Consider the following 21,020-nt stretch of genomic DNA (forward strand, 5'->3'; position numbering starts at 1 on the left):
TCTCTGATATTCCACAAAACATGTTTTTATACCTGTCAATTGAAGTTTAAAATCCTGCTTTGAATAAAGTTCTTATGTTCAAAGTAACCTATTCTTAACCTTTTTCCCTGCTTTCCCCAATAAGGTTAAGCTTTCGGGAGTAATCCTTTCCGCAAAGACCACCCGGAAATGGCCATCATATTTATCCGTGAATGAGAAAGTATGCCCTGGCGTAAATAGGATGCTGTGTGTCTCACAATATTGATAAAATTTCTGCATATCCGTATGCTCCGGAAGCTGTCCCCAAATGCTGTAGCCGCCCTGAGGTTTGTGAAAATAAGAACCTTCAGGAAATGAATTCCTTAAAGCATCCAAAACCTGCATCGCCTGCTGATTGAGTTTTTTCCGGAATACCCGAAGATGTCTTTCATAGCTGTTTCCCTGCAACAGTTTCAAAACCAGCTCCTGATAAACAGGAGAAACCGTACGCCCTAATACAAACCTGACTCTTTCGGATTTTGCATAAAAATTTCCGGCATAAAGCCAGCCCAGACGTATTCCTGGTGCCAATGTCTTTGAAAATGATGAATAGGTCATCACAATCCCCTTTTTATCAAAGCTTTGTATGCTGCGCGGTCTTTGTTCTTCAAAATAAAGGTCAGAATACATATCATTCTCCACAATGCACAACTGATACGTTTCTGCAATGCCCAAAACTTCTTTTTTTACTTCATCTTTCATTATAATTCCTGTAGGATTATGAAAATTGGGAGTTATAACAAGAGCCTTAATCTCGTTTTCTTTACAGGCTGTTCTGAAATATTCTGCATCAAAACCACTTCTGTAATGTACAGGAATCTCGATTACTTTCAATTCAAGATGCATCATCACTTCCAGTACAGAAAATACACAAGGGCTGTCTACTGCAATTGTATCTCCGGCTTTAGTCACCGATTTCAAAGCTATTGTAAGTGCCTGTAGAGCACCGTCTGTAATAATAATCTCATCAGGATTCATTGTACAGCCATAAGCTCCCATCTGTTTGGCAATATGCTTTCTTAATGCTTCCATACCGTTTGACGGATAATATCTCAGTAATGCTGCACCTTTTTCACGAATCACCTCCTGCATTGTTCTGAGAATAAGTTTCTGCGGAATGAGAAGATCTCCCGGCATCGCTGCATTGAAAGAGTTGGATTCTGAAGCTCTTTTGGAGGTAAACATCATATTTTTCATAAATGTTTCATCCCGCGTTACGATAGGTAGTGTTATTCTTTCCTCCGGAATATTTTCTTCCTGAATAGCCGCTACAAAATACCCAGACCGTGGACTGCTTATGACAAGGCCTTTGATCATAAGATATTCAAATCCGCTTTGCACTGAACTTGTACTCAAGTTGTATTTTTCTTTGATCTGCCGGACAGACGGAAGTTTGTCTTTCTCCTGTAAAATTCCACTTCGGATCTGTTTTTCTATGATGGTTGTAAAAATTTCGTATTTAAAAGGTTTCATGATGTTGATCAGCTGTACTGAACAAATTTACAAAAACATTCATCTGTACCGATGATATTTTAGCAAACTGTATCCCTGATGAATGTATTATTCTTATAATTTTGAATAAAAAAAATCCCATGGATATCATTTCAAAATTTACAGTAGGTTCTGAAGAAGGAATTTCTGATCTTATAGCCATTATTGATTCTTCCGTTTATGCATTACACAAAGAGTTCGTAAGCGAGGAGGAAATTAAAAAGTACATTCAAAACGAAATAGATCCGAGAAAGATGATTAATGAGCTGAACGATCTTTCCAACCAGCTTATTATGACTTATGCTGATCAGAAACCTATTGGATACAGTATTATTAAAAGTGGTTCTCTGCATCCGGAAATTCCAGACGGAAAAAGAGCAACCGAGATCAGCTTTGTAATCCTTTCAGAGTTTGATTCTCCTGAAACAAGACAGTCACTCTGGAAAAAATGCAGATCAGCGGTGAGTTTTACAGATATAGTATGGATCAATATGTTAGATCATGATCCACTTTCAGAGTTTTTAAAAGAGGTTGGATTTGTTTCTGTATCGGGTTCAAAGGCTGGAGCTTTTCAGTTGCCTTCTCATATTTTGGAACTGGAAATTAATAAAGGATAGTTTAAATTTTATAACCGCAGATTTCACAGATTTGCTCATAGTTTTTCCTCTTTTATAGTAAATAAATCACTTTTTACTCTTATAACTATTGAGGGAAGCTATAATTCTTATTTCTATTATCTCACTTAAAATCATTTTAAGTAAGCAATAGTTTATATATCTTTGATTTTTATAATTTTTACCTATGAGTGATCAGCTGGAAACAATAGAAGATTATTACAGACGCATCCGTAAAGATCAGATCAAAATGTTTGATTCTGAGGATTTTGAAACAGGAAAATCTCATTTCAATATTTCCATGCGTAGGTATTGCAGCTTCAAGAGTCCTTACAACCGCCGCGATTATTATAAAATCAGCTTTATCATCGGAAAAGGTACGATTCATTATGGAGCACACCAGCTGTTTATAGATGGTCCGGCTTTGTTTTTCCCATCTCCAAGTATACCGTATTCATGGGAGTGCGAAAGTGATGTACAGGAGGGCTATTTTTGCCTTTTCAATCAGGAGTTTTTTAACGGAAATTCAGAATTTAATCTGTTTAAAAAAACTTCTATGTTCAAAGAATGGAGCAAACCGGTTGTCTTTCTCAATGAGGAACAAACTCAGCTTGCTACTCTGTATTTTGAACAGATTTACAGGATGAACAATTCAGCGTATCCTTTCCGTTGCAGCAGTATCAAAAGCAATCTGGCCTCAGTGATGCATCTGGCACTGGAAAACCGTGTGGAAGACATTCACCCTAATGAGCTTCCTGCGAATGTAAGGCTGTACAAACTTTTCGACGAATTGCTCAACAAACAGTTTCCGTTGGACTCCCCCGCTTATCCTCTGGCTTTAAAAACGCCTTCCGACTTTGCAGAGCATCTGAATGTACATGTGAACCATTTGAATTCTTCTGTAAAATCAGTTACCAACCTTACTACAACTCAGATTATCAAAGAGAAAATGTTTGAAGAGTCTAAAAATCTGCTGAAATATACGAATTGGGATATTGCCCAGATAGGCTACACTCTAGGGTTCGATCAGCCGGCTCATTTTAATAATTTCTTTAAAAAGCATGCACAGACTTCCCCATTAAAATTTAAGAATTTATCTTAATATTTGATTTTTGTAATTTTTACTTTGTCTTTTAAAATCAGGTTTTATATTTCTTGACTTATTTTTGCAAGGTAAAAAATGAATGAATATGTTGAGAGAAGCATCTGAAAAAAGAATCAGATTAATTACCATTATGGCTTTCGTGTCAATTCCGCTTTCGGGATTTGTCACGGATATTTATTTACCATCGTTCCCTTCTATGGCCAAAGAAATGATGGTTTCAGAAAAAGATATTCAGATTACATTAACGTCATATCTTCTGAGTTACGGAATTTCTCAATTGTTTGTAGGGGGAATTCTGGACAGCATCGGGCGCTATCGTCCTAAATTGATAGCCTTATTCTTACTGATCCTTACCAGTATTTTAATTACGATGACCAACAGTATTTTACTGATTTGTCTGCTTCGTATTCTTCAGGGAGCTGCGGTTTCTGTACTTGTTGTGGCTACGCGTGCTATTTTTGTGGATATTTACGATGCAGAGAGGGTGAAACATTATTTGAGCTACTTTACCATTGTATGGTCTTGCGGTCCTATTCTGGCACCATTCCTTGGAGGTTATCTTGAGAAAATGTTTAACTGGCATGCTAATTTTTATTTTCTTGCAGGATACGCAGGGTTCTTATTTTTATTCGAATGGTTTTTCAGTGAAGAAAGTCTTCCTCAGAAAAAGAAGCTGGATCTGTCTGAAAATATCAGTCTTTATAAAATGATGCTGAAGAACAGGATTTTTATGCTGGGAATTTTCATTTTAGGACTAAGCTATTCTATAGTAATGCTGTTTAATATTACCGGACCTTTTATTATTGAAAACACGTTTCATTTTACTCCGGTAGTTATTGGATACTGTACCCTGATCTTAGGTTTCTCATGGATGATTGGAGGCTTTATCGGGAAGCGCAGACTGACTCTGGATTTTAAACCCAGAATATTACAGCCTATCTTATTGCAGCTTATTTTGATTGCATGCCTGATTACGACCAGTTATTTTGCAGAAAGCCTTTTCATAATGATCCCTTTTGCCTTTTTCATTCATATCTGTTCCGGAATTTTATTTACCTCCTTTTTTACAACAAGTATGCTCTACTTTCCTAAAAATGCAGGAACAGCCGGTGGATTGATGGGTGGATTGGTCTATGTGATTACTTCCGTAACGAGTTTTATCATTTCTGTAAGTGGCACTGTAACGGATCAAAAGGGGCTGTCCTGGCGCTATCTTATCATAGCCTGTTTCCTTTTGGGAATTATCCTTATCATGCATCAGGCGGTAAAAAAAGAAAAAGCAGGGAATTAATCTCTGCTTTTTTTTATTTCTGTTTTGTACTTTTTAAACCCTTAGCCATCAGACAGTAAAATTCATTCCTTCAGATTTATATTTTCTACACTTCATTTTAAATCATATAATATTTTACCCTTAATTAGTTTTAATTAAAACTAATTTTCCGTATATTTGGTATGATTAGGTACGCAAGAAGATTCTTTTAACATGATGCATCTTATCATGCTTAATCATTATTATCAAACTATGCTTGCAAAACAGAATAACATATCAGAAATGGCTTTGGAACTTGGCCTGGCGATGAGCGAAATGAAAAGCCGCCTTCGACAGAAAATCCAAAACAGCATTAATGAATATGATCCGGATCTTTCTTTTGAACTAATTGAAATTCTGGGATTGCTTTCCCGAAATAACGGGATTAATCAGCAGGAAATAGGAAACAAGGTAAGCAAAGACAAGTCAAGCATTACGTATCTCATCAACAGTCTCGTAAAAAGAGATTTGGTAGAACGAATTGCCTATCAGAATGACAGGAGAAATAAGCAGATCTTTCTGACTCCAAAGGGTAAACAGATTGTAGAAACCGTTTATCCATGGGCATTGGATCTTTATAAAAAAGCAGCTGGCGATATTGATGCGGAAGAAATCAGCAAAGCGCTGCTACTGGTAAAAAAAATGACAGCAAACCTGGAAGAACCGGGACCAAAAAATGATACACTATGAGAACAATCCTTGTACCTATTGATTTTACATCAACTACGGAAAATGCAGTAAGAATTGCCGCAGACTGGGCAAAAACCTATGAATATCAAAACATCATCTTATTAAAAACTGCAGGTGAGTCTGAATTTGATTATCTGCATATCGCAGAAGGACATTCATTTGTGAATGAAGAAAGTGTTAACAACCTTTTACAGAGAACGGAGCTACTGTTTGATCAGTTAATTGGAATCATAAAAGAAAAATCTCCTGAAATAAAGGTTTCTAAGGTATTAAGCGACTGGGCACTTACCAGAAGTATCAATGAACTTTTAAAAAACCAGCCGTCTGTAGAACTTATTATCCTGGGAAGTGACGACCAGACTTCTTCCACTGAAAGTTTTGTTTCCGACAACATCATTAGCATTGCAAGAACAAGTCCTGTAAAAACTCTAATTGTGCCCAACAGCTATCATTACACTCCTATTAAAAATATTTTTATTCCTTGTGATATCAATGGTATTAAAAGGCTGGAAAGACTTTTCCATCACAAGTCTGTTATTCATAAACAGGATGTGCGTTTGATGTTTTTGAATATCAATAACCGTGAAAAAGAGGATGAGAACAAAAAGAAAGAACTGGAAAATTATATCCGTGAACATTTAACGGAAATCCCGAGCAGCATTCATTATTCCTACGAAGAAAATGTAATTAAAGGCATCCTGAATTTTGCTTCAACTAATGAGGCAGATCTTATTATTGCTTTGCCAGGCAAGCATAGTTTTCTATATTATCTTGCAAGCAGAAGCATTTCTGAAGGGATTTACCAGAACACCCACCAGCCTGTTTTAATTTTAAAATAGAAACATTTGAATCTAAAAAATGTTCTGTATAAACCATTAAGAATAAATTTAAGAAATAAAGTATAGTTAAGATTTTTTTAGCTTAAAGCAAAGCTCATCTTAATATTCTAAACCTCTTAATACCATCTTAATGTTTCAAAAAATTAAAGTGAATGACTGAAAACTAGTAATAAATTTTAGTACTTTCAATTTTAACCAGTTTCTGTTCCTCCATTTTCTTCACATATCTGATTACCGTCTCTACCCGAAGACCGGTCAATGTTGCTATTTGCTGTCTCGTATAGGGAATAAGAAAGGAATAAGCCTCTTCAAATCCGAAATATTTTTTAATATGGTCAAACAGCTTCATGAGCTTTACAATAGGGTCTGAAATAGCCAGAAAGCTGGAGATCATGTACCTGAAATGCATTCTATCTGCCATATATTTATTGATTTCCAACATAAGATCAGGTTTTTCTACCAGTATCTGCAGAAATTTGGTTTTGGAAATCTTAATAATTTCACAGTTGGTAACCGCTATAGCATTGATGGCATACGGATGAACTGTAAACAAATAGCTTTCGCCAATACAATGACCATCAAAAGGCAGCCCATGAACAAATTCTTTTCCGTCTTCCAAAAAAGTATTCAGTTTCACAGTACCGCTTCTGATCTGAAAATAATATTTCACCGCAGCGCCTTCCTGAAAAACAGAACTTCCTGCTTCATAATTTTCCAGTGTGGCTCCATGGGAGAATAATAAGTCTTCACATATGATCATCTTGCTATTATTAATTTGGGTAAAAATACTTAAAGTAGGAGCTTATTGCAAATTATCAAATACCACAGAAAAGTGATTCTTTCAACATCTGCAATATTCTTTTATTTTATTATGCTGTAATTTTCTTTTTATGTTTTGAACCCCAATCCGCAAGAGCAGCAATCACATCTTTCAGGGATTCACTATATTCCGTAGGGACATATTCTACCAAAACCGGTTTCTGATCGGTAATTACAGTTCTTTCTACCAGATGATTCACCTCCAGTTTCTTTAATTCGCTGGATAAGACTCTTGCTGAAATACCGCTGATGGTTCGCTGTAGCTCGTTGAAGCGTGTATGTCCGCCCAAAATGGCAATCATCACTCTGATGGTCCATCTGCCTCCCAAAACATATAAAGCATCCTCAGTAGCAGCCAGATGCGTACTGCATTGCGGCCTTGAATACACTATTTTTTCTTCTTCCATTGTCTATGTTTTCATTGATTACTAACCTAAATGTTATTACTAACCTTTTGGTAACTACTATCTTTTTATTAGTAAATATAGATAATTTTGAAACATCAATTTTAAAAAAAATAAAAATGAAAAAAGTACTTCATATTATCTCAAGCCCGAGAGGCGAATCATCTATCAGTAAAAAACTGGGAAATGCTGTTGTAGAAAAAATCACAGCCAAATATCCTGACAGTGTTTTTAAAAAGCGTGATTTGGCCAATCCTCTTTTTCCTCATTTGGAAGAAGCACACATCAATGCATTTTTCACTCCGGCAGAACACCGTACTGCTGAGCAACTGGAAACGGTGAAACTTTCAGATACGGTGATTGATGAGCTTCATGAAGCGGATATTATCGTTATTGAAGCTCCATTGTACAATTTCAGCATCACTTCTACCCTGAAATCATGGCTGGATCACATTGCGAGAGCAGGAAAAACATTCAGCTACAGCGAAAATGGTCCTGAAGGGCTGGTAAAGAATAAGAAGGTATATCTTGCCTTTTCAAGTGGTGGAGTATACTCTGAAGGAGAACGACAGGCTTATGATTTTGTAGTGCCTTACTTAAAACAAACCTTAGGATTTATGGGAATGACGGATATTTCTGTTGTCCGCGCGGAGGGACTTTCCGTTCCGGTTATTCAGGAAACGGCTCTGCAAAAAGGAATTGAAAGTATAGTGGTAGAATAAAAAATTTAAAATGCTGTTTCAAAACTGTCATTCTGAATACAGACTGAAAATCTGCGAACGTAGTTCAGAAATGTAATGAAGAATCTCATGTGACTTATTGTTAAAGAGATTCTTCATTCGCCAGAAATCGAAGATTCGACGTAGTCAATGACAAAAACCCAACTATTTTTCTTTAGGAGACAGCATTTTTTATATCAGTATCTCATTATTACCGAAGAGAATCTTTACGCAATTAAAAGAATATTTTTCTCAACATATGTAAAGTCCTTTATTGTTTTTATCTCTCATTTTTACCTGATCAAAATCAAAATTATGGAAAACACTCAACAACCTCAATTGATCAATCCAACGGCCTTATTTAATCCCAGCCCTTATGGCTTTTCACACAGCATTTCTGTGGAAAATCCTTCCAAAATATGCTTTATCTCTGGGCAGAGCGGCGGTTTGGGAGAAAATCATGTATTGGCTGACGATTTTAAAACCCAGGTTCAGGATGCTTTAAAAAATATGGAAATTGTTTTACAGAGCCATTCTATGACATTTGAAAATATTATCAAAATCACTCTTCTCATTGTAGGTCATAATCAGGAAAAGCTTGAAATATGGGCTGAAGAAGCAAAAAATATATGGAAAGAATCATTCTTTCCTACCAGCACGCTTATTCCAGTGAGCCAGCTTGCTTTGCCAGGGATGCTGTTTGAGATTGATGCCGTTGCAGTAAAAAATTAATTTCTGTTAAGACGTTCAATGATTAATGATGAAAAGCTTTTCACTCCTGTTCTGATGCTTTCTTCATCCACCTGAAAATTGGGAGAATGATTCATCGCAATCACTCCTTTTTCAAAGCTGGAACCCCCGAGAAAGAAATAAACTCCCGGGATTTTTTGTTGGAAATACGCAAAATCATCATTGAAAAACGGAACCTGGCCATAATCTGCAGCCACTGTATTTTTTCCATACAGATTCTGAAGAATTTCTATTGCTGAATGCGTCAGTTTTTCATTATTGATAACCGTTGGATTTTCCTGAACAAATGAAACTGAAACAAGCTGATTTTGATACCCATTGTCTATAATCACTTTCTGAACTTCAGGAATTATTTTATCTAAATGAGAAGCGTTCGTTTCGTACAGATAGGCTTCAAGAAAAGACTGATTATTTTTGGAATAAATAGTAAATTTTCCGTCCGTGAACATATAATCTTTGAAAATAGTATCAGGATTCGTCAACCCGATTTTAGGATCAACAATGGATTGTATTTCCCATGGTTTACTTCCGTTAGACGTTCGGAATAAAGCATTGCTGATTTTCTTGGCTAGCCCGTTGAGCTGTTCCTCAGTCAAACCGTTTTTCAGCTGAATTCTTATTCTTTTCTGATAAGCAAACATTTCATCAGGCTTCACCATGATTTGTCCTACAGGTGTGGCTGTCACATGCAATCCATAGATTTCATCAGGATGTATTTTGGAAAGTAATCCATTGTTAATCATTTCTTTTGCTCCTTTGAAAGTTTCCTCTTCAGGCTGAAATATAAAATATACGGTTCCTTTTAACGATTTTTTGCTTTTGGACAATACCTCAGCAATTCCCAGCCCAACCGCCATGTGTATATCATGACCACAACCATGCTGAATGCCTTTTATTTTTGATTTGAAAGTTTCAGGATCCGGATAATCATTGGGTAAAGCATCCATATCTGATCTCCATGCTATCTTTTTCCCTTTTTTATCACCTTTCAGAATTCCTACAACACTGTGTCCATAATTATCTGTTTGAACTTCTAATCCCAAATCCAGCAGATATTGCTTAATTTTTTCCTGAGTCTGTTTTTCATTACCTGCCAATTCCGGGTTTTCATGGAACTGTCTTCTTATAGTCACTAATTTATTGAATATCCTGTCCGTCTCCTGTTGAACAGATTGATGAATTGTTTGTCCGTTCAAATTTTTGGAAGGAACAGCTGCGTCTTTTTTACTATTCAATCCCTGAGCTGTCAAAACAGAGGAAGCAAAACACAATAAAGTTAAGGTAAGTTGTTTCATGGTCAGTGATTAGTGGTTTTATAATTGGTAATTACTGAATCAAAAGTTCATTTATAGAGATTAGACATTCGCTGTTTCACTTTCGTTACAGCCTGATCATCAATTTATTATTATTTTTTGGTAACTGAATCTTTCCGGCTTCAAAATCTTATCCTGAATTCAATACCACACTATTTAAATTAATTCTAAACTAGGTGAAAACAAAAACCTATTAAACACCCTTGAATAAAGGATTTATTAACAAAAATACAAATACCCGTAATTACAAATTACGTAGAAATACTGAATCTTATCTGCAGGGATCTGATTAATTTCGGATAAACAAAAACTGACAAACTATGGATAGCTTGAAACCTGGACATTCATTTCTGAAAAAGAGGTGGTATCTGAAAAATCGGCAGCTATAGATCAATCGGCATGATTAGCTCCTGTAAAAAGGAGTTGAAGATATCTAACCTAAATTTTTAACGAAATGAACATCATTAACAAAATCCTCAACGTCGACGATTATTATTTCGACGTGTTTATGTCTATCTCGGAAAACCTCACCGGATTTACAGTCAATGAACTCCAGTCTACCGGCCTGGCAGAAACCTATTACACTTATATCCTCAAAAGTTTAGATGCGGCTACTTTCGTAGAATTTCTGACCGTTTCGAAAAATATTCTCGAAAAATATCCCCCTGGAGAGGAATTGAAAAAAGCCATTCAATCTGAAATTATTAAAAATCCGGGAATGACTGATATTTCTGGAAAAGTGATCACCATGTGGTACTTGGGAATCTGGGAAGGGGCTTACATCAATGATCTTTCCTACAAAGAAGGACTTGTCTGGAATCTGATGCATTCTCATCCGCCGGGAGCCAAGCAGCCCGGCTACAAATCTTGGAATATTAAACCTGTAAACAGCCACTCATGAATCAGAACAACCATAAAAAAGATGTGATTATCGTAGGAACGGGAATCGCAGGATCATTGATCGCAAAACTGCTGTCAGATCATGTATTTGATGCTACAAAAGGAAAAATGATTCACCGTGCAGACGCCGGAAAATCAGACAATATCCGTGAAATATCCATCCTCATGTATGAGGCAGGGTTAGAAGCCGGCCTGGAACTGGATTCGGTATCCTCAATGACCAATTATAATGAGTATATCCGTACTTTTTACAGAGAGGAAGCCAAGGTTCCCAACTCTCCTTATCCAAACCTGAAGCAAGCCCCTTCTCCGAATGTTCTGGATATGGAACATATTGTACAGCCGTTTCCTGATAAAAAGGGATATCTGGTTCAGTTTGGGCCAATGCCGTTTGCAAGTGATGCAATCCGGGTGGGTGGCGGAACTACGCTTCACTGGCTGGGAACTACGCCAAGAATGCTTCCGAACGATTTCAAACTTACAGAAAAATATGGCATTACAATCCCTAAACCAAATTCTGAAGAACCATCTCCAGTCAACTGGCCGATAACTTATGATGAGCTAAAGCCTTATTATGAAATGGCAGAATTTGAAATCGGGGTTTCCGGAGATGTTTCCAGACAGGAATATCCAATTTCTGAGAATATGGAAGAATATTACGGAAATTATGTGTTCCCGATGGAAGAAATTCCTCAGAGTTACATGGATCATAAGATTATTGAAGGTCTTAAAGGTACCAGTGTAAAGCTAAGTTCCGGAGAGATTCCGTTAATGATGGTGCCTTCTCCTCAGGGAAGAAATTCTATCCCCAATCCGAAATACGGAAAAACAAAGATCATCAAGGCAGAAACGAAAGATTCCGGGTATAAACTTGTTTTAGACAGCTCCGAAAAAGAAGAATATAAAGCTTTGGGCTCCGTATGGAATCCTTATATGGGAGAACGCTGCGAGGGAAATGCTTCCTGCGTTCCGATCTGCCCGGTTCAGGCTAAATACAATGCTTTAAAAACATTGAAAAAAGCTTTGTATAAAATTAATGAGAATGAAAATTTAAGCCGAAATCCATTCATGCAGATCCAGGCTCAGAGTGTGGTTTACAGATTGAGTGTTGATCAGAATGATCAAGATAAAATCTCCAAAGTTCACCTGAGAAGATATACTTCAAGAGAAAAAACAGATTTTATTGAAGAATCCATTGATACTTCTGATGCGATTGTGATTCTGGCAGCGAATGCCTTTGAAAATCCAAAGATTTTACTGAATTCCAAATATACTGTAAATAATGTGGTAAAAACGGCTGCCAACAGCAGTGATCAGGTAGGAAGAAACTTAATGGATCACATGGTAATGCTTACCTGGGGACTTTTCCCTGAGCCAGTTTATCCATACAGAGGCCCTGGTTCCACCACCAATATCTCGTCTTTCCGTGATGGAAATTTCAGAGGTGAATTTTCTGCATGGATCTCTCCTCTAGACAATTGGGGATGGGGCTGGCCTGCATTCTCTCCGGGATCTGACATAGCAGAATTCATCGGAGATGGAATTTTTGGAGCTGAGTTGAGAAAAGAACTTACAAACAGACTTTCAAAACAGGTATTATTCCATTTTGAAATTGAGCAGCTGCCAAATCCCAACAACAGAGTTACCATTAATGATCAGTATCTTGATGTTCTTGGAATTCCGCGACCTGTTATTCATTATGAACTGACGGAATACGAAATGAAGGCGATGGAACAGGCCAAACATGCTTCTGATCAGATGTTCAAAAGATTAAATATCGAAGATTTCACGAAATATACAGCAGCAGACAAGAATTCCGTAATCTACAATGGCGTAAGATATTCTTACAACGGAGCCGGGCACATTGTGGGAACGCACAGAATGGGTTCTACAGCTCAAGATTCTGTTACCAACAGCTATTGTAAAGCCTGGGATCACCCAAATTTATACATCGTAGGAGCCGGAAATATGACGACTCTGGGAACTTCAAACCCTACTTTAACCTTATCAGCATTCACGATCCGTTCGGTAGAATCTATCCTTGCTGATCTTGAAATTCAACTAAAAAAATAACAACATGAGACAAAAACTTATCAATAAAACAACCCCACAGGAAACATTATTAACAGGAAAAGAAGCTGGAATGGCAGGCAGAAGCGCTGTTGTTGCTGAAACTATTTCGTTACCTTCCTTATTGCTTGATTCAACACTTAGTAAAGAAGACTGGACAGAAGGGTTAAAACATCACAGTAAAACCTTAACTACCCTTTTGCTTAATGATCAGATTGATGGTTTCAATGCTTATCTGCAATCTCAATTCGGTTCTGAAACTTCTGAATCCAAAAAAGGATTAACCGAAATTGATTATAAACCGGTTTTACAGGATCTTTTGCAAACGGCTATTCTTATTGAGCACTCTACTATTCCACCCTATCTTACCGCTTTGTATTCAATCAAGGATGGAACCAATGCTTTAGCTTCACAAATTATCCGAAGCGTTGCAGTAGAAGAAATGCTTCATCTGATTATGGTGTGTAATGTTTTGAATGCTATTGATATTCAGCCTTCTGTCAATCAAAAAGAAAACTACCCTACTTACCCGATGAAATTACCCATGAATGTTGATTTCTATGTAGGTCTGGAGACATTCTCAAGCAACAGTATTGCAACATTTATTGCTATTGAAAGTCCAAGCAAGCCTTTGGTAAAAGCTCCGAAATACGATCACGAAACCGACACTTCGGCATTATATTCCCAAAGAGCAGCTGTACAGGAGAATAATTTCTGGACGCTTGAAAATATGAAAGGGTTCATTATGGAAAATGTACATACCATTGGTGAATATTACGACGTTTTATTCTTCTATATCGTTATTTTCCAAATCATTGCTTATTACAAAGAGCACGGAACATTTCCGAAAACATTTGAAGAATTGAATACCGGAGGTATTTTTACAGGAAATCCAGCTAAACAGATCCGTCCTGAACAATATTACGGAAGTGGTGGAAAACTGCATTCTGTAGAAGCTTTAGCAGGAGTAATTGCGGTTTTTCAGGAGATTAAAGGACAGGGAGAGGGTGCTGATGATTCTATTTTCGATGTTGATCCTTCTCAGTTTGAAGAAGGCGTGGAACTGGCTCATTATTTCAGATTTAAAGAGGTTTTTCATGAGCATTTTTACCTGGGAGGAAATTATGAACCCTTCATGGATGAAGACGGAATGATGCCTGTAACAACTCCACCTACAGGAAAAGATTTACCTGTAGACTGGAACGAAGCCTATCCGATGAAACCTAACCCGAAAATGGAAGACTATGTAAAAAACAAAGAATTACATGCTCAGGCCGTTGAATTTAATAAAACCTACAGAAGATTATTAGATGCCATCCAAAGTGCTGTAGAAGGCAATCAGAGAGAGCTTGAGAAATCTATCATGTATATGTATGCATTGAAAGAACAGGCTGTCAACCTGATGAAACAACCGTTGGATGCCCAAGCCAATGCGGGCCCAACTTTCGAATACATCAATTTATAACCATAAAAACGATATATCATGTTAAAAAGAAAAAAAGAAAGTACACAGGCAGGAGGTGAACAGTTATTCCGTAAGATGCCGGGCAAACAGGAAACTAATCTGGCTGAGCTTATGGACGGATATTCAAAGCTTCTTATTGATGATCCTGTAAGACCATTCAGAGAAGACAACCTTCAGGCAATTGAAAATAGTGTAGATTATGGAATTCTTGCCGCATTAGACGGTACGTGGGTAAGCTATAACGTTAACTACAATAAAGATATTACCAAGCCTTCATTAGCAAGCGGAGTGCATACTACCATTATGCCTTCCCCGGGAACCAATTCAGGAACGATACCCGGAAAATTCGCTTTTGACAGTGAAGAATATATTGAAAAGTTAACATTTTCCATTGTTCCGGGCGGAGTTCGTAACCGCGGTGGCGCTAGTGAGCTTTTCTGTGGGGCAGTGAAATACGAACAAAGCATTAAGAGCGTAAATTCAGTGCAAGGTCAGGACGCTTTAAAGTACACGCCTATTCATGAAGAAAACGGAATGTATCTTTGGCTAAGTGATGTTTACAACCATGCTGCAACTAAGGAATCTATTGAAAGAGACCGCGGTATCCATGCTGTTTCAACAGAAGATGCTAAATATGGCTATACAGGAGAATACAGAGATGAGCCTTTGTTAAGAATTACACCAGACGGAGTAGAAAATCCTCAATATATCCTTCAAAGCCAGCTGCAGCCGGGGCAGCCTTATTATGAAATTATTCCGGCTCAGGAAATAAAGCCGGGAGCAGGACTTGACGGTCCTTATTTCATCCCGGATTACTCTATCTCGCGAAGCGGTGTGATCCCTCATGGAAGTACCATTACTTTGCTTGGAGATATTATTCCTCAAAATAAAGATAATACAACGTTCTATTTAATTGAAGGCTCCCCTCAATTCCCTTATGGTAAAGAAGCCTGGGAAACCAATCACCTTTCTATTTCACGTACAATGGGTAATGCAGGAGTAACACCTGAGGAAATCATTGATCTTGATAAACCGGCACCGGATTGGGTTCATGAAACGTTAAATGATGAGAATGATCCGGGTTCAAACAAAATTTATACCCAGAGGATTCTTGCAGACGATTTATATCCTTATGCTGTACGACCGGATCTGAGACTTAGGGATACATTAAGAGGCCAGAAGGTAAGCAATTATGTCCATGTAAGAATGTCTTCCAAGATGAAAACCGGAGCGCAGGGAGGAGTCCTGAACGTTCCTTTTGTGAACCGTTTTGTTCCGACTGTAGAAGTGGATATGGATATGTGGATTGAAACCGTTATTGAAGACGGAAAAGAGATTCTTCAGCTGCAGTATGAGCAAATTGTATTCTTCGAATTTGATTTCGGAAATGACGGAGGTACTACAAGCTGGCCTCATATTCAGGTGAATACCCTTCGTAAGATACAGGATATTCCTGAGGATCAGAGAAAAGTCATTGAAGAGCAGTTTTACAATACAAACGGAAGTTCTGATGCCGCTTCAGGGTGTCCTTATCATAAAGGATAAATACACATTAAAAGAATACAAAAAGGGGCAAATGATTGCCCCTTTCTATTTTTACTATATTATTTCTTATCATTACAATCCTTCATAGGTCTGGTCTACCATAAAAGATATTGCTTTTTTAATTTTTTCACGGCCTTCCGGTGTATTTACGTCAATTCCGCAGAAAATACTGCCATTCAGGGAAGCAAACATATTCAGATAATACAATCCGGAAACCATAATCGCCATAATGGAACGATAGGTATCCATTTTATCTTTAAAATGAGATTCCATCAATAATTTGAAAATATATTCTCCATTTTCTTCCTGGGTATCGATTAGTTTTTTCAATGATTTTCTCGGTTCGGAAATCGTCCATAAAAGAAGTTTCTGAGCTTCTTTATTGGTATATACATAGTCAAACTGTGAGAGCAGCATATGCCGGATAAATTCTTGTCCTCCATCTTCAAGATTCGGCTTCATCTTTTCTACTTCTTCGCTATTAACTTTTACCCAGAAGTCTTGTGTACGAACATATTCGTCCATCAACCCATCCATTCCGCCAAAATACGTATAGATCATTTTCTTGTCTACTCCTGCGGTTGCAGCGATATCATTGATCTTCAATCCTGCATACCCTTTCGTTTTCAGAATTTTTCCTACTGCATCTAAAAACTTTTTCTTACTGCGTTCTTTATTTCTAATACTACCTGATGCTGACTTTCTTTCCATGACTAAACATTCAATATACAAGTTTAAGAATTTTTTTTATTATTTTAGACACCAACAAGTGTCTAATATCAACTATTTATATATATTTGCACCAACTAACACCATTCTATATATAAAACACTATCGGGATTGAAAAATTAAAAACTATTCAGATTGTATCGTTAGTTTCCTCAGTTTGAAATATTTTAACATAAAACAACTGGGGTAAAAACACAACCAAACAGTATCATTTTCCATAGTGATGCTGTTTTTTTATTTCCTAAAAACTACATCTGCCATCAATGAAATAGTTTTTATAGATTTTTTTTATGGTATTAATTATTATTTATTCCAAAATAGATGTTTTTACTCTTGAACAAAACCAGATTTACTTTGTTTAATAGCCCAAAATGAACCATAACTCTAACAAAAAGAGACAATTCATTATGAAATATAAAAAATAAATAAACTGATAATCAACACATTAAATAAAATTAACAAAAATTTAATCTTTTTACACACTTTACAGTGTCTTATTTTATATATTTGTAGAAACTAAAACCATCTATATATTTAAAAACACTTTTAGGTTGAAAAAATAAAACAATTAAGGTTGTATTATTTAAGTTCCCTCACTTTAAGACAATTTCGAAAGCGAAAAAGCTAAGGTAGAAACACAACTCACAAACTAACCATTAGAATTCTAATGGTTTTGTTTTTTTTTTAGACTTAATATCTTACAAATTTCAACTTACACACTATAAATTTTCATACGTATGCTTTAGCAAAAAAGAAATCGCTTTCTTTATTTTATCTCTTCCTCTGATACTGTTCACGTCTATTCCGCAGAAAATACTTCCATTCATGGCGGCATACATATTCAGGTAATATAATCCTGAAACAAGAATTGCCATAATAGAACGCACATCTTCTGTGTTATCTTTGAAGTGAGAGTCCATCAGCAGTTTAAAAATATACTCTCCGTTTTCTTCCTGAGTATCCGTTAATTTTCTTAATGCTTTACGCGGTTCTGATAAACGCCATAGAAGTAGTTTTTGTGCTTCCTTATGGGTGTAAACATAATCAAATTGTGATAACAGCATTTCTTCCATAAAAGATTTTCCCCCGTCATCCAGTTTTGGTTTTATTTTTTCTACTTCTTCAATGGTTACTTTGCTCCAGTAATCCTGCGTTTTTATATATTCATCTATCAGACCATCTAGTCCATCAAAATAAGAATAGATCATTTTTTTATCTACTCCGGCAGCGGCAGCGATACTACTCACCTTTAGTGCGGTGTATCCTTTTGTTCTCAGTATCTTTCCCACTGCATCCAAAAATTTTTTTTTACTGCGTTCTTTATTACGGATACTTCCTGCCGCTGACTTTCTTTCCATGGTAAACTTTCAATCGTACAAGTTTAAGAAATTTTTTTCTATTTAGACACTTTTTAGTGTCTAAATGTATATATTTGCATCAACTAATAACCATTTTTATATAAGCAAATGATCTAAGTTGTGAGATTAAGAGAGATCAGGTTGTATCGTTAGTTCCCTCTGCTTAACCATTTAATATGGAATAACTGAGGTGAAACATGACTCCAACAGCATCATTATCATCCTTATGGTGCTGTTTTTATTTTATGAAAGTATTTTTAGTATAAATGATGATAAAATGATCATTACAATTATTTTTTGACTCTCGACACCAATAAAACAAACTGATAAACAGTACTTTAAAAAAAATATCAAAATTTTAACACTTTTTTTTTACTTTTAGACACTTTGTAGTGTCTTATTTTGTATATTTGCTTCAAACTAATAACCATTTTACATAGAAGCACTATTTGAGTTGAGAAAAATGTAAAGTTTTCGAAACAAGCAACTAAGGTAAAAGCACTAAATGCAACAGTATCGTTAACAGTTTAATGATACTGTTTTTTAAAATTACACAAGACTGTATATACCGATGATCGGTTTTTAGAATAGTTGATATGAAAAGAGACTGTCTCAGGACAGTCTCTTATATTTTAAAGAGTAAAGGAAATTATCCTTTTGCTTTTTCGTCTGTGAAAAACTCAAAGCCATCTTTTCTTTCAATAAGCTGCATTGGGTATAATGCAGGATTATATTCACCATTCAGCACTTCATTCAGGGCATGTTTTTTTGATTCTCCAAATGCTACAACAAGAATATTTCCAGCTTTGTTAATCAATGGTGCAGTTAATGTGATCCTGAACATTTCCTGGGGCTTAAGATAGTAAGCGGATACCCATTTTTCTTTTTCATTTAAGACTGCTTCGCCTGGAAATAATGATGCGGTATGACCATCATCTCCCATTCCCAAAAGGATAAAATCAAAAACACCTTCGTCACCCAAAACGCTTCTGATCTGTTCTTCGTAGTTTTTTGCATAGTCTTCCGGAAGAATTCCCTCAGCATACATAGGAAAAACGTGGTTTTTGTTTACAGGAACCTGGCTGAGAAGAGCTTCATCCGTCATTCGGAAGTTGCTTTTATCATCGTTTAAAGGAACCCATCTTTCGTCTACCCAAAAGAAATAGACTTTATTCCATTCTATTTTTCCTGCATATTCCGGAGTCGCCAATAACCTGAAAATAGCTTTGGGAGAAGAACCTCCACTCAATGCAACCACAAAGCGGTCATTTTTCTGAATAGATTTCTTCGAAAGGTCAACAAATGCCTCTGCTGCCTTTGTGTACAGTTTTTCCAGATCGTCAAATACTGTAATATTCATTTTTTTCTGTTTAAATTTTATATTCTTTTATACCCAGCTGTGCCCTTGTCTTTCCACCAAAGCATTAACGTCTTCCGGTCCCCAGCTTCCTGCTTTATAATTTGGGAAAGACAGGTCTTTATTACTTTCCCAGGCTTCCTGTATGGTGGTAACCACATCCCAGGCTTCTTCTACCTGATCGGAACGCATAAACAGGGTAAGATCTCCTAAAAGAGCATCCTGTAAAAGGGTTTCATACGCTTCGGGAGTATCATCCTGGCAGGCGAAATTATCAAAAATCATTTCTGCAGGTTTAAGATCCAGCGTTAGTCCCGGTTTTTTCGTCATAAACTGCAGTCTGATATCCATCATTGGTTGAATATTAATAATCAACCTGTTGGCAGATAAAAGATGTGGACTGTCTGAGAATGTGGAATGAGGAAGCGGCTTAAACTGGATGGTAATATAAGAATGTTTTTCTTTCATTTTTTTTCCGGTACGAACGTAGAAAGGAACATCCTGCCATCTTTCGTTATCCAGATAAAACTTAATAGCAGCAAAAGTTTCTGTATTGGAATCTGAAGCAATTCCGTCTTCCTGACGATATCCCTTGACTTCTACTCCATTAATGGTACCTTTTCCATATTGACCTCTTACTGCGTAATGATCTACCTGATCCGGAGAAATTCTGCGGATGCATTTCAACACATCTACTTTACGATCTCTGATCTCCCCAGACTGTAATGAAGCTGGAGGTTCCATAGCCACCATGCAAAGGATTTGTAACAAGTGGTTCTGAATCATATCCCTCAAAGCTCCTGTCTGTTCGTAGAAAGCTCCTCTGGTTTCCACTCCTACTTCTTCAGCTACGGTAATCTGTACAGATTCTATATATTTATGCTTCCATAAAGGCTCAAAAATAGAATTTCCAAATCTGAATGCCAATATATTCTGTACCGTTTCTTTACCTAAATAATGATCAATACGATAAATTTGTTCTTCTTCAAATGTTTTTGCCAGAAGACTGTTCAGTTCGATTGCCGACTGCTTATTATGCCCAAAAGGTTTTTCAATAATAATTCGGTCTTTCTTCGGATCGGAAGCTAATGACGTTGTTTTGATATGATTTGAAATCGTGGTAATAAAATTAGGGCCTATTGACAGGTAAAATAGCCTGTTGGCTCTTACTCCGTAAACGGCATCGAAATCCTGAAGCTTTTGCTGTAGATTCTGATAAGAAGCTTCTTCATCCAGCTGATGCTGAAAATAAGTAATATGAGCCTGAAAGCCTGCCCAGTCTTCAGAAGTCACCTTCTTTCTGGAGAAGCTTTCAAGGTTTTCTTTGATATAATTTCTGAAATTTTCGTTGGTATTTTCTGCCCTTCCCAATGCTACAATATTGAAGCCTTTAGGCATTCTGCCATCGATATATAAGTTGTAAAATGCCGGAAAAAGTTTTCTTTTTGCCAGATCTCCTGTAGCACCAAAAATAACGATAGATGTTGGCTGCAAGATTCTATTTTGATTCATTTTTTTCCGAATT

The 21,020-nt window shown here is 36.6% G+C and carries 19 protein-coding genes; 11 read left to right on the forward strand and 8 right to left on the reverse strand.

All coding sequences use genetic code 11. From position 1 onward, the window contains the following. Nucleotides 1–78: 78 nt before the first annotated feature. A complete protein-coding gene (locus CLU97_RS11900; RefSeq protein WP_121488119.1) occupies nucleotides 79–1,491 on the reverse strand; it encodes a PLP-dependent aminotransferase family protein in 1,413 nt (470 codons plus the stop codon). A gap of 119 nt (nucleotides 1,492–1,610) precedes the next feature. On the opposite strand from CLU97_RS11900, the gene CLU97_RS11905 reads away from it, so the two are divergent. The 5 genes from CLU97_RS11905 (at nucleotide 1,611) to CLU97_RS11925 (ending at nucleotide 6,066) form a co-directional block, all read left to right on the forward strand. Next, the gene (locus CLU97_RS11905; RefSeq protein ID WP_121488120.1) at nucleotides 1,611–2,126 is read left to right on the forward strand and encodes a hypothetical protein; all 516 of its coding nucleotides are present in this window, start codon (nucleotides 1,611–1,613) and stop codon (nucleotides 2,124–2,126) included. Between the two features lie 184 nt (nucleotides 2,127–2,310). Further along, nucleotides 2,311–3,225: a helix-turn-helix domain-containing protein gene (locus CLU97_RS11910; RefSeq protein WP_121488121.1), complete on the forward strand. Its 915-nt coding sequence runs from the start codon at nucleotides 2,311–2,313 to the stop codon at nucleotides 3,223–3,225. 88 nt (nucleotides 3,226–3,313) lie between these two features. Next, nucleotides 3,314–4,519 carry an MFS transporter gene (locus CLU97_RS11915; protein WP_121488122.1) on the forward strand — a complete coding sequence of 402 codons (1,206 nt, stop codon included), beginning with the start codon at nucleotides 3,314–3,316 and terminating at the stop codon, nucleotides 4,517–4,519. Nucleotides 4,520–4,711: 192 nt separating this feature from the next. Next, complete coding sequence (locus tag CLU97_RS11920) at nucleotides 4,712–5,227, forward strand: MarR family winged helix-turn-helix transcriptional regulator (RefSeq protein WP_228437670.1); 516 nt, start codon at nucleotides 4,712–4,714, stop codon at nucleotides 5,225–5,227. After that, entirely contained in the window at nucleotides 5,224–6,066 is an 843-nt protein-coding gene (locus tag CLU97_RS11925; RefSeq protein WP_121488123.1) for a universal stress protein, read from the forward strand. The genes CLU97_RS11920 and CLU97_RS11925 overlap by 4 nt, the downstream gene beginning before the upstream one ends. A gap of 163 nt (nucleotides 6,067–6,229) precedes the next feature. On the opposite strand, the gene CLU97_RS11930 is transcribed toward CLU97_RS11925, so the two are convergent. Both CLU97_RS11930 and CLU97_RS11935 read right to left on the reverse strand, forming a co-directional pair. Then, a complete protein-coding gene (locus CLU97_RS11930) occupies nucleotides 6,230–6,826 on the reverse strand; it encodes a Crp/Fnr family transcriptional regulator (protein ID WP_121488124.1) in 597 nt (198 codons plus the stop codon). 109 nt (nucleotides 6,827–6,935) lie between these two features. Next, nucleotides 6,936–7,292, reverse strand: coding sequence for a winged helix-turn-helix transcriptional regulator (locus CLU97_RS11935; protein WP_121488125.1), 357 nt, complete (start codon nucleotides 7,290–7,292; stop codon nucleotides 6,936–6,938). Nucleotides 7,293–7,408: 116 nt separating this feature from the next. Between CLU97_RS11935 and CLU97_RS11940 the strand changes: the two genes are divergently transcribed. Both CLU97_RS11940 and CLU97_RS11945 read left to right on the forward strand, forming a co-directional pair. Then, nucleotides 7,409–8,011, forward strand: a complete 603-nt coding sequence (locus CLU97_RS11940; protein ID WP_121489724.1) for an FMN-dependent NADH-azoreductase — start codon at nucleotides 7,409–7,411, stop codon at nucleotides 8,009–8,011. Between the two features lie 312 nt (nucleotides 8,012–8,323). Then, complete coding sequence (locus tag CLU97_RS11945) at nucleotides 8,324–8,740, forward strand: RidA family protein (protein WP_121489725.1); 417 nt, start codon at nucleotides 8,324–8,326, stop codon at nucleotides 8,738–8,740. Here CLU97_RS11945 and CLU97_RS11950 read toward each other — a convergent pair. Further along, nucleotides 8,737–10,053, reverse strand: a complete 1,317-nt coding sequence (locus CLU97_RS11950) for a M20 family metallopeptidase (RefSeq protein WP_121488126.1) — start codon at nucleotides 10,051–10,053, stop codon at nucleotides 8,737–8,739. The two genes, CLU97_RS11945 and CLU97_RS11950, sit on opposite strands and share 4 nt — an antisense overlap. Before the next feature lie 472 nt (nucleotides 10,054–10,525). Between CLU97_RS11950 and CLU97_RS11955 the strand changes: the two genes are divergently transcribed. From CLU97_RS11955 to CLU97_RS11970, 4 genes are read left to right on the forward strand one after another with little or no spacing between them, the layout of a single operon-like run. Then, nucleotides 10,526–10,972: a hypothetical protein gene (locus CLU97_RS11955; RefSeq protein ID WP_121488127.1), complete on the forward strand. Its 447-nt coding sequence runs from the start codon at nucleotides 10,526–10,528 to the stop codon at nucleotides 10,970–10,972. After that, on the forward strand, nucleotides 10,969–13,044 hold the full coding sequence (locus tag CLU97_RS11960; protein ID WP_121488128.1) for a GMC oxidoreductase: 2,076 nt from the start codon (nucleotides 10,969–10,971) through the stop codon (nucleotides 13,042–13,044). The genes CLU97_RS11955 and CLU97_RS11960 overlap by 4 nt, the downstream gene beginning before the upstream one ends. A gap of 4 nt (nucleotides 13,045–13,048) precedes the next feature. Beyond that, complete coding sequence (locus CLU97_RS11965; protein ID WP_121488129.1) at nucleotides 13,049–14,506, forward strand: ferritin-like domain-containing protein; 1,458 nt, start codon at nucleotides 13,049–13,051, stop codon at nucleotides 14,504–14,506. A gap of 18 nt (nucleotides 14,507–14,524) precedes the next feature. Beyond that, nucleotides 14,525–16,051 (forward strand): peroxidase, FMP-type, encoded by a 1,527-nt coding sequence (locus CLU97_RS11970; RefSeq protein WP_121488130.1) that lies wholly within the window; start codon nucleotides 14,525–14,527, stop codon nucleotides 16,049–16,051. A 72-nt stretch (nucleotides 16,052–16,123) separates the two neighbouring features. On the opposite strand, the gene CLU97_RS11975 is transcribed toward CLU97_RS11970, so the two are convergent. From CLU97_RS11975 to zwf, 4 genes are all read right to left on the reverse strand, one after another. Next, nucleotides 16,124–16,762, reverse strand: coding sequence for a TetR/AcrR family transcriptional regulator (locus CLU97_RS11975; RefSeq protein WP_121488131.1), 639 nt, complete (start codon nucleotides 16,760–16,762; stop codon nucleotides 16,124–16,126). A 737-nt stretch (nucleotides 16,763–17,499) separates the two neighbouring features. Further along, on the reverse strand, nucleotides 17,500–18,138 hold the full coding sequence (locus CLU97_RS11980) for a TetR/AcrR family transcriptional regulator (RefSeq protein WP_121488132.1): 639 nt from the start codon (nucleotides 18,136–18,138) through the stop codon (nucleotides 17,500–17,502). A gap of 649 nt (nucleotides 18,139–18,787) precedes the next feature. Then, nucleotides 18,788–19,498, reverse strand: coding sequence for a 6-phosphogluconolactonase (pgl, locus tag CLU97_RS11985; RefSeq protein ID WP_121488133.1), 711 nt, complete (start codon nucleotides 19,496–19,498; stop codon nucleotides 18,788–18,790). A gap of 27 nt (nucleotides 19,499–19,525) precedes the next feature. Beyond that, nucleotides 19,526–21,007, reverse strand: coding sequence for a glucose-6-phosphate dehydrogenase (zwf, locus tag CLU97_RS11990; RefSeq protein ID WP_121488134.1), 1,482 nt, complete (start codon nucleotides 21,005–21,007; stop codon nucleotides 19,526–19,528). Nucleotides 21,008–21,020: the final 13 nt, after the last annotated feature.

This window comes from Chryseobacterium sp. 7, from assembly GCF_003663845.1.
GTDB lineage: Bacteria > Bacteroidota > Bacteroidia > Flavobacteriales > Weeksellaceae > Chryseobacterium.